Source organism: Antarctobacter albus (genome assembly GCF_900101505.1).
Taxonomy (GTDB): domain Bacteria; phylum Pseudomonadota; class Alphaproteobacteria; order Rhodobacterales; family Rhodobacteraceae; genus Antarctobacter; species Antarctobacter albus.
Genome location: NZ_FMZI01000010.1, coordinates 182,965 through 196,661 on the forward strand (window position 1 = coordinate 182,965; position 13,697 = coordinate 196,661).

The 13,697-nt window shown below is 68.1% G+C and carries 14 protein-coding genes; 11 read left to right on the forward strand and 3 right to left on the reverse strand.

Annotated features, from left to right (window positions below; all coding sequences use genetic code 11):
- The first annotated feature begins 12 nt into the window (after positions 1-12).
- From BLQ71_RS17980 to BLQ71_RS18030, 11 genes are all read left to right on the forward strand, one after another.
- Positions 13-1,317: a metallophosphoesterase gene (locus tag BLQ71_RS17980; protein WP_083342297.1), complete on the forward strand. Its 1,305-nt coding sequence runs from the start codon at positions 13-15 to the stop codon at positions 1,315-1,317.
- A gap of 18 nt (positions 1,318-1,335) precedes the next feature.
- The gene (locus tag BLQ71_RS17985; RefSeq protein WP_074622692.1) at positions 1,336-1,608 is read left to right on the forward strand and encodes an amphi-Trp domain-containing protein; all 273 of its coding nucleotides are present in this window, start codon (positions 1,336-1,338) and stop codon (positions 1,606-1,608) included.
- Between the two features lie 118 nt (positions 1,609-1,726).
- On the forward strand, positions 1,727-2,992 hold the full coding sequence (otnK, locus tag BLQ71_RS17990; protein WP_074622693.1) for a 3-oxo-tetronate kinase: 1,266 nt from the start codon (positions 1,727-1,729) through the stop codon (positions 2,990-2,992).
- A complete protein-coding gene (gene otnC, locus BLQ71_RS17995; protein WP_074622694.1) occupies positions 2,989-3,639 on the forward strand; it encodes a 3-oxo-tetronate 4-phosphate decarboxylase in 651 nt (216 codons plus the stop codon). The genes otnK and otnC overlap by 4 nt, the downstream gene beginning before the upstream one ends.
- The gene (locus tag BLQ71_RS18000) at positions 3,636-4,400 is read left to right on the forward strand and encodes a hydroxypyruvate isomerase family protein (RefSeq protein WP_074622695.1); all 765 of its coding nucleotides are present in this window, start codon (positions 3,636-3,638) and stop codon (positions 4,398-4,400) included. Before otnC ends, BLQ71_RS18000 begins: the two co-directional genes overlap by 4 nt.
- 30 nt (positions 4,401-4,430) lie before the next feature.
- Complete coding sequence (locus BLQ71_RS18005) at positions 4,431-5,363, forward strand: 3-hydroxyacyl-CoA dehydrogenase (RefSeq protein WP_074622696.1); 933 nt, start codon at positions 4,431-4,433, stop codon at positions 5,361-5,363.
- A 15-nt stretch (positions 5,364-5,378) separates the two neighbouring features.
- The gene (gene kce, locus BLQ71_RS18010; RefSeq protein WP_074622697.1) at positions 5,379-6,308 is read left to right on the forward strand and encodes a 3,5-dioxohexanoate:acetyl-CoA acetone transferase; all 930 of its coding nucleotides are present in this window, start codon (positions 5,379-5,381) and stop codon (positions 6,306-6,308) included.
- A 75-nt stretch (positions 6,309-6,383) separates the two neighbouring features.
- Entirely contained in the window at positions 6,384-7,079 is a 696-nt protein-coding gene (locus BLQ71_RS18015; protein ID WP_074622698.1) for an SDR family NAD(P)-dependent oxidoreductase, read from the forward strand.
- Between the two features lie 7 nt (positions 7,080-7,086).
- Positions 7,087-7,887, forward strand: coding sequence for a PfkB family carbohydrate kinase (locus BLQ71_RS18020; protein WP_074622699.1), 801 nt, complete (start codon positions 7,087-7,089; stop codon positions 7,885-7,887).
- Positions 7,888-7,890: 3 nt separating this feature from the next.
- A complete protein-coding gene (locus tag BLQ71_RS18025; RefSeq protein ID WP_074622700.1) occupies positions 7,891-8,979 on the forward strand; it encodes a methylglyoxal synthase in 1,089 nt (362 codons plus the stop codon).
- Positions 8,980-9,060: 81 nt separating this feature from the next.
- Entirely contained in the window at positions 9,061-11,256 is a 2,196-nt protein-coding gene (locus tag BLQ71_RS18030) for a hypothetical protein (RefSeq protein ID WP_074622701.1), read from the forward strand.
- 9 nt (positions 11,257-11,265) lie between these two features.
- Here BLQ71_RS18030 and BLQ71_RS18035 read toward each other — a convergent pair whose 3' ends face one another.
- The 3 genes from BLQ71_RS18035 to BLQ71_RS18045 form a co-directional block, all read right to left on the reverse strand.
- Complete coding sequence (locus tag BLQ71_RS18035; RefSeq protein WP_074622702.1) at positions 11,266-11,922, reverse strand: SOS response-associated peptidase; 657 nt, start codon at positions 11,920-11,922, stop codon at positions 11,266-11,268.
- A 3-nt stretch (positions 11,923-11,925) separates the two neighbouring features.
- A complete protein-coding gene (locus tag BLQ71_RS18040) occupies positions 11,926-13,119 on the reverse strand; it encodes a class I SAM-dependent methyltransferase (protein WP_074622703.1) in 1,194 nt (397 codons plus the stop codon).
- A gap of 93 nt (positions 13,120-13,212) precedes the next feature.
- Entirely contained in the window at positions 13,213-13,515 is a 303-nt protein-coding gene (locus BLQ71_RS18045) for a DnaJ family domain-containing protein (RefSeq protein ID WP_043141844.1), read from the reverse strand.
- Between the last annotated feature and the right edge of the window lie 182 nt (positions 13,516-13,697).

Below are 13,697 nucleotides of genomic sequence, written 5' to 3' on the forward strand. Positions count from 1 at the left end.
GGGGACCGAAACGTGGCGCAAATCCAGGACAGTATCGGCAGCGGGTCCATCCTGTTGCCGCAGGTCTTTGACGGGGATGCCTGCCTGCCGGACCTGCCGCGCAGTGTCATCCCCTGGCCCGGGGCCGGGACGCAACCACAGATCGCCCGCTGTCTGGATCGGGCGCGGGCGCATGGTGGCTGGCGCTGGCCGGACCGGCCCGTCGTCTTCGTTTCTGATCCACATGCGGATGCCGAGGGGTTCCTGCGCTCGCTGACTGCCGCAGGGGTGATCCATCGCGCCGATGGACGCATCGGGCTGACGGGCTTCGGCCAGCGGGCGCGGATCGTGCTGGGCGGCGATAGTCTGGACAAGGGGCCGAGCAACCTGGCCCTGCTGGATGCGATTGCCGCACTGCGCGCCACGGAGGCGGATGTTCATATCCTCGCGGGCAACCACGACCTGCGGATGCGCATGGCCGTGGCCGCCCTGCGTGGGCCTCGGTCCGCCCTGCGCGAACACCTGTTCGTTCGCATGGGCCGCAAGATCCTGCCCGCCCTGCGCGAGGTGCTGGAACGGTTCGTCACCAAGGCCGACCTGGATGCCCTGCCGGACGAGGCCGCCTGCAAGGCCCGGCTCTTGCCGCGTGCGGACTGGGCGGAACGGTTCGAACGCGCGGCCCGTGCCGAGCTGCGCCCCAAGGTCATCGCCAAGGAGACCGCCAAGCTGGGCGCCAAGCTGGAGAAATTCGATGCGGAATGCGCGCGGTCGGGGATGACCTGCCGCGAGATCCTGGCCGCGGCGCTGAAATGTCACCAGGTCTTTTTTGAACCGGGAGGCGCCTATGCCTGGTTCTATGACGGCATGGACGTGGTGGCGCGCAGCGGGTCCTTGCTGTTCGTGCATGCGGGCCTTTGCGACAGCATGTGCGATGTGCTGGTGAACGAGGGGCCGGAGGCGGTTAACGCGCGCTATCGCGCGGCGGCAGAGGATGCCTCTCTGGGGTTCTATTTCGGCCCGCTGGCGAACCTTGTGCGGACGAAATACCGCGCCTCGGACTGTGCGCTGACGGATCGCGGGGTTGGGGCGCTGCACCGCGCGGGAATTCACATGGTCGTCCAGGGACATGTCAACAACCACGCCGGCCAGCGCCTGCTGGCCAAGCGCGGGCTGTTGCACCTCGAAGGGGACATCACGCTGGACCGGGCGTCTCGCGCGCTGGAGGGGCTGGAAGGCATCGGCGCGGGCGCGACCTTGATCTTTCCCTCCGGAGATGTGATCGGGCTGAGCCGTGACTATCCGTCGGCAAAGCACTTTGCCCCGGAACGCATGAGCTGAGACAGCGAAAGGGTCGGCATGAGCGACGAAAAAGGCCGTTTCTCGCATGAATCCCTGCAGGATGCGAAGACGATCAAGACCCTTCTGACCGCGCTGGCCAAGGGGTTTTCCAAGGGCGAGATGACGCTGGGCGACGAGGACGACGAACTGGTCCTGAAGACCGCTGGGTTGATGAATGTCCGCATCAAGGGCGAACGCCAGGACGGCCAGTGCGAGGTCAGCCTGCGGGTGACCTGGGCCGATCCGGCTGAACCCGCGACGCGCAAGGAAAAGCCCCGGATCGACAGCTGAGGCCCCCGCACAGCCGGGACGTCGGTCATTCGCCTTGAATGGACAGGTGACCTCGTGAAGGATGGCGTCGGAGGTGCGACGCCGTCGCCAAGGGCGCGCGCGAGGGGAGGAACGACAGGTGACCACAGTGCTCGGCGCGATTGCCGATGATTTTACCGGTGCGACGGACCTGGCCGGGTTGCTGGCGCGATCCGGTGTCCGGGTGTCGCTGCGCATGGGCGTGCCGGAGGGGCCACCTGCCGATCCGGCGCCCTTCGAGGTGATCGCGCTCAAGATCCGGACCGCGCCGGTTGATGACGCCGTGGCCGAGGCGCGCGCCGCGCTGGACTGGCTGCGGCGGGCCGGGGCAGAGCGGTTCTTCTGGAAATACTGCTCGACCTTCGATTCCACGCCCGAGGGCAATATCGGCCCGGTGGCCGAGGCGCTGATGCGTGACCTTGGCGCGGAGCAGACCATCTATTGCCCGGCCTTTCCGGAAAACGGCCGGTCGATCTTCATGGGTACTCTCTTTGTCGGGGAACAGCCGCTGGGCGAAAGCCCGATGAAGGATCATCCGCTGACACCGATGCGGGATTCGAACCTGATGCGCCTGCTGGCGCCGCAGGTCACGCAGCCGGTGGGGCTGGCCAACCGGCTGACCGTCGCGCGCGGTGCCAAGGCGCTGACCGCGCGGCTGGCAGAGTTGCGGGCCGAGGGCGTGGCGCATGTGGTCGTGGACGCGGTGGCAAACGAGGATCTGCAGACCATCGCCGAGGCCTGCCGCGACATGCCGCTGATGACCGGCGGCAGCGCCGTGGCCATGCCCTTGCCCGGTCTCTGGCAGGCAGACGGGCTGCTGTCACAGGCAGGGGCGGTGTCACCGCCCAAGGTGGGGCCGGGGGCGGTGATCCTGTCGGGCAGTTGTTCGGCGATGACCAACGCGCAGGTGGCCGCCTATCGTGAAACCGGCGCCCCTGCCTTCCGGCTGGACCCGCAGGACCTGGACGAACGCAGTGTCACACCCGCCATCGACTGGTTGTCGGGACTGTCGGCAGAGGCCGCGCCGCTGATCTACGCCACTGCGGATCCGGCCTCTGTCAGGGCCACCCAAGAGAACCTGGGCGCCGCCCGTGCGGGCGAGATCGTGGAAGAGGCGCTGGCGGCTTGCGCCTTGGCGGCGCGCGACATGGGGCGGCGCCGGTTTGTCGTCGCGGGCGGAGAGAGCTCCGGCGCGGTGACGCAGGCGCTGGGCGTCACCCGGCTGGACGTGGGCCGGGAGATCGCGCCCGGGGTCCCCTGGTGTTTTGCCGAAAGCGGCGGCACGCGCATCGCGCTGACGTTGAAATCGGGCAATTTCGGCGCCGAGAGCTTTTTCACCGACGCGCTGGACATGCTGGACCGATGACCGAGGAAACCCGCCTTCGAGAGCATATCTGCACGCTGGCAAAGTCGATGTTCGACCGGGGTCTGACCGGCGGGTCGACGGGCAACATATCGTCGCGCACGCCGGACGGGGGGCTGCTGGTCTCGCCCACCGGAACCAGTTTCGGGCGTCTGGACCCGGCGCGGCTCAGCCGCTTTGACGCCGAGGGCCGCCATGTCGATGGCGACAAGCCGACAAAGGAAATGCCCCTGCATTCGGCCTTTTACGACACGCGCAGCCAGGCCGGGGCGGTGGTGCACCTGCATTCCTGCCACGCGGTCGCCCTGTCGATGATGCCCGATGTGGACGCGGAGGATTTCCTGCCGCCCCTGACCCCCTACGGGATCATGCAGCTGGGGCGGGTCAGGCTGCTGCCTTTTTTCCGGCCCGGCGACCCGGCGATGGGTGAGGCGGTGCGCGGGCTGGCGGGCAAACGCTCGGCGGTGATGCTGGCGAACCACGGGCCGGTGGTGGCGGGCAAGGATGTCGAGGCCGCCTGCAACGCCATCGAGGAACTGGAGGCCACCGCGCGGCTGGCGATGCTGACGCGGGGCCTGTCGCCGCGCGCGCTGTCAGAGGCGCAGGTGCAAGACGTCGTCACGCATTTCAACATCGAGTGGGACACATGAAATTCTCTGCAAACCTGGGCTTTCTCTGGACGGAGCTGCCTTTGCCGGAGGCAATCCGGACGGCAAAGGCGGCGGGGTTCGACGCGGTCGAATGCCACTGGCCCTACGACGTGCCGCCGGCGGAGGTCCGCGCCGCGCTGGACGAAACCGGGCTGGACATGCTGGGCCTCAACGCCCGGCGCGGCAACCTGGCGGCGGGGGACAGGGGATTGACCGCGATCCCGGGCCGCGAGGATGAGGCGCGGGCCGCCATCGACGAGGCGCTGGCCTATGCGCAGGCAATCGGAACGCTGTCCGTGCATGTCATGTCGGGCTTGTCCGGCGGTCCGAGGGCGCGGGCGAGCTACTGCGAAAACCTGGCCTATGCCTGCGATGCGGCGGCGGCCGAGGGGATCACCATCCTGATCGAGCCGATCAACCATTACGATGCGCCGGGCTATTTCCTGTCGACCTCCGCGCAGGCCGCTGCCATCATCCGCGAGGTCGGAAGGCCCAACCTCAAGATGATGTTCGACTGTTTCCACATCCAGATCATGGAGGGGGACGTCTGCCGGCGGTTGGAGCATCTGCTGCCGCTGGTCGGTCATATCCAGATCGCCGCCGTTCCCGACCGGGGGCCACCGGATCATGGCGAGCTGGATTACGGCCATGTGCTGGATCGGATCGGGCGGCTGGGATGGACCCGGCCGATCGGGGCCGAATACATGCCCGAAGGGCCGACCGGTGACAGCTTGGGCTGGATGACCCGGTATCGCGGGTGACAGGGGCCGCTGGCCGGGGGAGGGGATGAGATGACAGAGACAATCGCTATCATTGGCGCGGGCCTGATTGGCCGATCCTGGAGCGTGCTGTTCGCCCGCGCCGGGTTCGACGTACAGGTCTGGGACGTCGACCCCGATGTGCTGGAGCGGTTCCCGCAGGACCTCGCAACGCTCTGCGACACGCTGCAAGCCGAGGGTCTGCTGGAGGGTCGCGAGGGCACACTGGCCCGCGCCCGGACCTGTCCGACGCTGGAAGAGGCGGTCTCGGGCGTCTGCTTTGTGCAGGAAAACGGGCCGGAGCGGATCGAGGTCAAAGAGGCGCTCTTTGCCCGGTTGGACGCGGTCGCGCCGCCGGAGGCGGTGCTGGCCTCCTCCACCTCTGCCATCGTGCCGTCGCGCTTTACCGAGGGGCTGGCCCATCGGGGACGCTGTCTTGTTGGCCACCCGGTGAACCCGCCGCACCTGGTGCCGGTGGTCGAACTGTGCCCGGCCCCCTGGACCACGGCAGAGACCCTGGACCGGGCCGAGGCGATCTATGAACGGATCGGACAGGTGCCCGTCCGGATGAGCGCCGAGCGCGACGGTTTTGTCCTGAACCGGCTGCAAGGGGCGCTTTTGGCCGAGGCGCTGCGCCTGCTGGGCGAAGGGGTTGTCAGCGTCGAGGGGCTGGACGCGACGATCAAGCATGGGCTGGGCCTGCGCTGGGCGCTGATGGGACCCATCGAGACCATCGACCTGAACGCGCCGGGCGGCCTGATCGACTATGCGACGCGCTATGGCCCCTTTTTCGCCGGTTTGGCAGAGACTCCGGCAGGGCCAGAGGTCTTTTCGGTCGAGAATGCCGAGAAGATCGCCGCAACCTGGCCGCAGGACCGCAGCCCCGACAGCATCCGCGCGCGGCAGGACCACCGCGACCGGCGGCTGGCTGCGCTGCGCCGCCACCTGATGTCCGACACCGATTGATCCAAGGAGATCCTCATGGCCAAGCCCCGCAAGGTGATCGTCACCTGTGCCGTCACCGGCGCCATTCACACGCCGTCCATGTCGGAACACCTGCCCGTCACCCCGTCGGAGATCGCCGAGGCCGCCATTGGCGCGGCCAAGGCCGGTGCCGCCATCGTCCACCTGCACGCCCGCGACCCGCAGGATGGGCGCCCGGACCAGACGCCAGAGGCCTTCACGCCCTTTCTGGGCGTCATCAAGCAGGCATCCGACTGCGTCGTGAACATCACCACCGGCGGCGCGCCCACCATGAGCGTGCAGGAGCGCGTGCGCCCGGCGGAAACCCATCGCCCCGAGGTCGCCTCGTTGAACATGGGCAGCATGAATTTCGGCCTCTTCCCCATGCTGAAACGCTTTCCGGATCTCTCCCACCAGTGGGAGCGTGATTACGTCGGCAACAAGGACATCATCTTCAACAACAGTTTCGGCCAAATCGAATACATCCTCACCACGCTGGGCGCCACGGGCACGCGGTTCGAGTTCGAGTGTTACGATACCTCGCACCTGTATAACCTGCGGTATTTCCTGGACGAGGGGCTGGTGAAACCGCCGCTGTTCATCCAGACGGTGTTCGGCCTGATGGGGGGCATCGGTGCGCATCCCGAGGACGTGCAGCACATGAAACGCACCGCCGACCGGCTGTTCGGCGATCAATACCGCTGGTCGGTGCTGGGCGCGGGCAAGAACCAGTTGCCGATTGCCGCGATGGCCGCCGCGATGGGGGGCAATATCCGCGTGGGGCTGGAAGACTCGCTTTGGCTTGGCCCCGGGGTGCTGGCGAAGACCAACGCCGAGCAGGTCGGCAAGGCGCGCCAGATCGTCGAGGGACTGGGCCTGGACCTGGCCAGCCCGGACGAGGCGCGCGAGATGCTGGCCCTGAAAGGGGCCGACAAGGTGGGGTTCTGAAGGCGCGGCCGCCGCTTGGAGCGCCGGTGAAATGGCACTAGGCTGGATCCGCCGGGACGGCGTGAGGGGAATGGAATGACCAAGGCACATGCGGTGATCATCGGCGCGGGCGAGGGGCTGTCGGCGGCCCTGGCGCGGGAACTGGCGCGGGATCACGCGCTGACGCTGGCCGCCCGTGGCGGCGAGAAAATGCGCGCCGTGGCCGAAGAGACCGGCGCCCGCCGCGTCTTGCTGGACGCCACGGACGAACATGACGTCGCGCGGCTGTTCGACGATCTGCCGGCGGTGCCCCGGGTCGTGATCTACAACCCTTCGGCCCGCGTGCGCGGCCCGGTGGCGGAACTGGACGCCGACGAGGTGCGCGCGGCGGTCGAGGTGACGGCCATTGGCGCCTTCCTGACCGGCAAACACGCGGCGCGCCGGATGCTGGAGGCCGACCCGGTGGCTGGCACGCGTGGCACGATCCTCTTCACCGGCGCCTCGGCGGGGGTAAAGGGGTTTCCCCATTCCGCGCCTTTCGCGATGGGCAAGTTCGCCCAACGGGGCCTCGCCGAAAGCATGGCGCGCGAGCTGCATCCGCAGGGCATCCATGTCGCCTGGATCAACATCGACGGCGCGATTCTGAACCCGGGCCGCAGCGAGCCGGACGAGGCGCCGTCGTCCATGCTGCGCCCCGAGGCGATCGCCCGCAGCTATCGCCACCTGATCGAACAGGACCGCAGCGCCTGGTCGCATGAACTGAGCCTGCGTCCCTGGGTCGAACGGTTCTGAAAGGGCCATGACGCGCGTCCTGATCCTGTCCAGCTGGGTCGCGCATGGCCATGTGGGCCTGTCGGCGGCAGTGCCCGCGCTTCAGGCGCTGGGCCACGAGGTCACGCAATTGCCGACCACGGTCCTGTCCAATCATCCGGGCTGGCCACATGTGGCCGGGGCGCCGGTGCCGGTAGACCAGATCCGGGGCATGATCGAGGCGCTGGACGCAAACGGCTGGCTGATGGCGCAGGATGCCCTGCTGCTGGGCTATATGCCTTCGTCCGATCATGTCGCGCTTGCCGCTGATCTTGCGCGGCGGATGCGCGAGGCCGGGGTGCGCGTGGTCGTCGATCCGGTGCTGGGTGACCTGCCCGGCGGGCTCTATGTATCGCAGGAGGTGGCCTGCGCGCTGCGCGACGACCTGGTGCCACTGGCCGATGTGCTGACGCCCAACCTGTTCGAACTGGGCTGGCTGACGGGCGCCCGCGGGGTGACACTGGCAGAGGCACGCACCGCCGCATCGGGCCTGTTGGACACGGCGGGCGAGGTTCTGGTGACATCCGCGCCCGTGGGGCCGGGGACCACCGGGCTGTTGCGGGTTTCACCGGAGGGGACGCAGGTCTTTCCGGTGGCGCTGCGCAGGGGCGTGCCGCATGGTGTGGGGGACGTGTTCTCGGCCCTGGTGGCGGGCGGGCTGTCGCCCGGCCAAGCCCTGGGGCATTTGTCGGCCCTGATCGACGCCAGCCTGCACGCGCCGCACCTGCGCATCGCCCCGGCGGCCCCGAACTGGACCTGGGCCGCCGCCCTGACCCCGACGGAGATCTGACCGATGGCCTTTGACTTCATCCTGATGCTGACAGCCAATGACCGCACCATCCCCGACGCCCGCGCGCGGCTGGAAGAGGCGCTGGAAGGGGGCGTGCGGCACATCGGTTTCAAGGACATCGGCCTGCCGCTGTCCGAGCTCAAGGGGCTGGCGGCGGCGATCCGCAGCGCCGGGGGACGGTCCTACCTGGAGGTCGTCAGCCTGGATGCGGAAAGCGAGCTGGCCTCGGCCCGGGCGGCGGTGGAAATCGACGTGGACTGCCTGCTGGGCGGAACGCGGGCGCAGGATGTGACCGAGGTCACGCGCAACCATCCGCTGCGCTACTATCCCTTTCCGGGCCGGATCACCGGCCACCCCAGCGTGCTGGAGGGCCCGGCAGAGGATATCGTGACCTCCGCCCGGCGGCTGGCGGATCATGAGCATGTGCATGGGCTGGACTTGCTGGCCTATCGCTTTGACGGCGACGTCTCGGAGTTGATGACCTCTGTCTGCGCCGCAGTGGGCAAGCCGGTGATCATGGCGGGCAGCATCGACAGCGAAGAGCGCGTGGCCGCCTGTGCGCAGGCCGGCGCGGCGGGGTTCACCGTGGGCACGGCGGCGCTGTCCGGCGTGTTCCCGGCGGAAAGCCAGGGCTTCGCGGCCCAGGTCCGGTCGATCCTGGCGATCACCGCGCGGGCGCGGGCCGTGTCCACGGCGCCGCGCCGGCTGGCACTGGTGGCGCATGACACGCGCAAGGCGCAGCTGCGCGCCTGGGTGCTGCGACACCGGGCGGCGCTGTCGGGGCACCGGCTGATCTGTACTGGCGGGACGGGCCGGATGCTGCATGAACTGGCACCCGAACTGGACATCCGTCGCCTGCAGCGCGGCGACCGGGGGGGTGATCAGCAACTGGGCGCCCTGGTGGCGACCGGAGAGCTGGACGCGGCGATCTTTTTCGCCGATCCGACGGTGCCGCATGGCGGGGACGCCGACCTGCAGGCGCTGACCCGGCTGGCGATGCTGCATGACGTGCCGCTGGCGCTCAGCACCTCGGCGGCGGACATGCTGGCCGCCGCGTTGCTGTCGGCGGCCCGAGAGCCCTTACAACTGTAGTCATTCTCCCGGAGGCGTAGACACTTCGTTTCCGTTTCGGCGCCAATCTGACCTCGCGTTCTTCCCGAGGCAGAGGCGACCATGCCCATCCTTCCCATGCCCCTCGCCAGTGCCGGCGAGGCTGCGACCGCCTGGCTGTTCGGCGGCAACATCCTTGCGCCCCGCGCGCCCATGACCGGCCCCGGCAGCTATGCCGAGGCGGTCGAGGCACTGGGCGTCACCGGCCTGCGCTATCCCGGCGGGTCGCTGACCGAAAGCTACTTCGACCTCTCCGATCCCGATGCGACCACGGTGGTGCACAACGAGACCGGCGAACGGCAGGCGTTCATGCCGCTCTCGGACGTGATGGCCTATGCCGATGAGACGGGCAGGGCGGTGACCATCGTGCTGCCCACGCGGGAACAGGTTTCCGCCCGGTTCGACGACAATGGCGACCGCTATGCCGAAGTGGACGAGGCGGAACTGCGTGGGTTCGTGCGCGATGTCGTCACCGGGGAATACGGCGACGCCCCGGTGGCGGGCTTCGAGATCGGCAATGAATATTGGGGTTCGGGCCGGATGAACGCGGTGGAATACGGCCGCGTCGCGGCCGAGATGACCCGCATCATCGACGCCGAGCTGCAGGCGCTGGCGCCGCTGTATCCCGACGCGGCAGAGATCGACATCCTGGTACAGATGGGCACGAACTTCGGGGAATCCTCATTGGACGAGGCCTATGACGGCATGTCCAACCTCGAGATCATCGCCGATCTGAACGCCACCTACGGGCTGGACCTGCCGCCGGGGCGTGGCGTCGACTGGACCGAGTTCAACAACCTGCTGGTGATCGAGCAATTCGATCCGCAGGAGCTGGCGGCGGTGGACGGGGTGATCGCGCATGTCTATTCGCGCGGCGCCGACATGCCGCATACCCGCTATTTCGCGCTGGACCAGATCCAGGACACCTGGTTCGAGGAAAACCCCGACCTGGAAATCCACGTGACCGAGTGGAACCTGCGCTCGAACTCGGACAGCCTGATCGATGACCGGGATTATGGGCTGTTCCAGGCGCAGGAAATGCTGGAGCAGGTCGAGGCCTTCCTGGCCGCAGGCGTGGAAGCGGCGCAGGTCTGGCCGCTGATCCAGAACACGCCCTCGGCGCTGGGCCTGGGACAGGAGTGGTCCGGCAGCACCCCGCCGGGAGAGATGTTCGCCCTGATGTCGACCAACATCCCCGGCATGACCATGCTGGATTTCGCGCCCTCCGATCCGCGGGAAACTGAATTCGAAGGCGCGGGGCTGGAGGTGCATGGTTTTGCCGACGGATCGGACATGCTGCTTTACATCATGGCGCCGCAGGGCGGTGGTTTCGTCCAGAGCAGCGTCGACCTGAGCGGGCTTGTCGCGGATGTGGGCAGGGTAGAGGCGGTGGTTCTTGGCGTGGCGCCGGGGCAGGCGCCGGGGAACAATGCCTCGGAGGCGGTTCTTGAACGGATGGAGCCGGAAGATGTCTGGGACGAGGGCGAGGTGGATGTCCTTCTGGCAGAGGGGGAAATCCTTCAGGTCCGCCTGATCGACGTGACCCCAACGGCGGGTTTTGCCCCGATCTTCGACAGTACCGCTCCGGGGGCAGGGGCCATCGAGGACGTGTTGCTGGACGAAGAGGAGATCGAGGTCGGTGACAGCGCGACCGACCTGCCCGACCCGGGCGGGCGGTCTTCCGCGCCTGCGCCGGCGGATGCGCCGGCGCCAGAAGCTCCGGAGGAACTGTCCCTTGTTCTGGGGTTTTCCGAGTCCGCGCGCGCCCCCCAGCCGGAGGTGCCCGACACGACGCAGGATTGGGGGGCCGTCTTGCCCCGGGTCGAGCGGTCTGGCGATCAGAGGGCGATGCCCGACGATACGCTAGAGGTGCCGGTTCCCTCCTGGGGTGTCGGGTTTCCGGCCCGTCCTGCCATTGAGGGGCCCGACACGGGGCGGGCCGAGGTGGACCAGCTGTTTGCAGGTGTGCCGGAGCGGTTCCTGTCCCCGGAGCGCGGCGATGGCGCGGATGGTCCAAGTGGCCATGCGGGGCCGACCGCGGCCGATCCCGGCGAAGCGGCCCAGGAATTGCTGCGCCTCATGGGGTTTGCCCCCTCCGGCGGTGATACCGGCGGACCGGACCCGTTGGGCGACGGGCTGTTCCCGGATCTGCCCGACCCGGAAGACCCGCCTGAGGATCATGGCGGACCGGCGGACGACATGGGGCTTGGCTGGGCCTTGTCGGTCATGCCGCTGCTGGCGGCGGCCGGATTGGGCTGAACCGGGCGCTCAGATCGGCTCGATCAGTTCTGGCCCGCTGGCGCGGTTCGAATTCACCGTCGTGCCGACCCGGTAGAACGCCAGCGCGTCCTCTGGCGCGGGCTGCATCAGGGTGGCCGCGCCATGCCCCTCTTCGCCCAGCCACTTGGCCCAATCCTGCGGATCCAGCACCACGGGCATCCGGTGATGAATCCGTGACATGGCCGTGTTGGCGCTGCAGGTGACAACGGCGCAGGTCCGATAGGCCAGCCCGTCGCGTTCCCAGTCCTGCCAGACCCCTGCAAAGACCAGCGGGCCATCGTCAGCGGGGTGGATGTACCAGGGCAGGCGGTTGCCCTCGGCGTCCTTGGACCATTCGTAGAAGCCGGTGCAGGGGATCAGGCAGCGGCGCTCGCGGCAGGCCGCCTTGAAGGCGGGTTTCTCGGCGATCGTCTCGGCCCGGGCATTGATCAGCAGCGGGCCGCCGTTTGGCGCCTTGTACCAATGCGGCAGGAAACCCCAGCGCATCGAGACCAGCCGCCGCCCGGCATCCTCCATCACCACGTGAATGTCGTTGGTCGGGCAGACGTTGTAGTTGGGCACATCGGGCAGGTCGTTGGCAGGCACCGCGTCGAACAGCTGTGCCATCGCGTCCGGGGGCAGGGTGACCGCGAAACGCCCGCACATGGCCTAGAGCCCGAAGCGCGAGTAATGCAGCAGTCCCCAGGCGGTCAGCTCTCGTTCCAGCCGGCCCCATAGGTCGGCAAAGCGCAGCGGGTCGAGCTTTGAAACCTGCTGGATCTGGGCGATGCTGCGGCGGTTGTCGATGGCGGCCATGAGCGGCGCGCATTCACGGGGCAGGCGGATCTGCACGTCCGCCTCCTTCAGCGTGATCGGCAGCGGGCGGCCCTGGGCGATCGCCTGCGCCGGGCGGCGCATGTCGCTGGTGGGGGAACGGGGGATCAGGCTCTGGCGTGAGCCGCGGGCGATGGGTCGGTCCTCATCCGCGGGAACGAGGTAGCCCAGGTGTTTCTTCATGGTGCCACGCAGTTTCTCGGCCAGGGCCATCGCGGTCGCGTCGTCCATGCCCTTGGGGCGCTCGGTGATGCGGGCCAGGTCATACAGCCCGGGTTGCAGCAGCGCCTGCAGCTTCCAGCCGGTGGTGTCCAGGGTCCGCATCAGGTGGGGAATGTCGAACGGCGTGTCCTGCCCGTGTAGCAGCAGGTCGTAAAAGCCCGCGTCGCTCTGTTCGTGGTCGGTGACGTTGATGTTGGCGGCAAAGGGGTGCCCCTTGTGCAGCCCGGCCACGATCTTTTTCGCCTTTGCCAGACGTGCCTGCGGGGCCATGCCGTCGAAAAGCGCGCCAAAGGCCTCTTGCAGCTGGTAGATGCCTGAGCGGCCATAGGGGGCATAGACCATGAACCCCATCCCGCCCCCCGGCGCCACGGCAGCCCGCAACGCGGCAAAACCTGCGTCCGGGTCGGGCAGGTGGTGCAGCACGCCGCAACAGTCGATGTAGTCGAACTGGCCCAGCTCGGCCGCGTCCAACAGGCTGCCGGTGACGAAGGTGATGCCGGTCAGTCCGCGCGCCTTGGCCCGTGCCTCGGCGATCTCGCGCGATGCGGTGGAAAGGTCGACATAGGTGATCTCGTAGGGCGCGCGGGCGCTGGTCATCATCTGGGCGATCTGGATCAGCGCATCGCCGGTGCCGCCCCCGGCCACCAGCACGCGAAGAGGCTGCGACCAGTCCCGCTGGCCGCCGAAAAGATAGTGGTCGATTTCAAGCGGGTGCGAGGGAGAACCGGTGATCAGCCGCTTTTTCTCATCCTCCGGGCGCCTTTCCGGGTAGGGATAGCTTTCGTACTGTTCCTTGACCGATACCATGCGCGCCTCCGTGACCTCGGGACAAGGGTTTGCCCAAAAGGCGCGCGGGGAACAAGCCCGGATATGCCGGGGCGCATAGCGGCGGAACCTGCCTCAGCCGCGCCGCCGGGCGATTTCCAGCCGGGTTTCCAGCAGCGCGATTTCGCGGATCAGCAGGGCCCGCGCGTCACGGTCGGCGGTGTCGCGCAATGTCTCGCGCAGCTGGGCCAGGTCGCGGGTCAGCGAGACCGCCTCCGGCACCGCGCCATTTTCCTTGAGGATACGGGTCATCACCGCGCCGTCGGGATCGTCGCAGCGGGGCAGAGGGCGCCCCGCGCCTTCGAGGTTGTCAAAGGCGCCGTCGCGTTCCGCCGCGGCGATGCGGGAATTGATGAGGTCGATCAGCGGGTGGTCCATGTGAGGATGATACCCCCAAACGGAGGGTCGGCAAAGTGGCCGGGGCCGGCAGGGCGCCGGATTATCGCGGCAATTCTAACCATCCGTTAACCTTTGTCCCGGAACGCGGCGTCATCGAGGAACTGCCGCTGCGTCGGTCACTCTTGCGTGGGGCGTGAAAGCCTCACACACTGTGCGGCAAC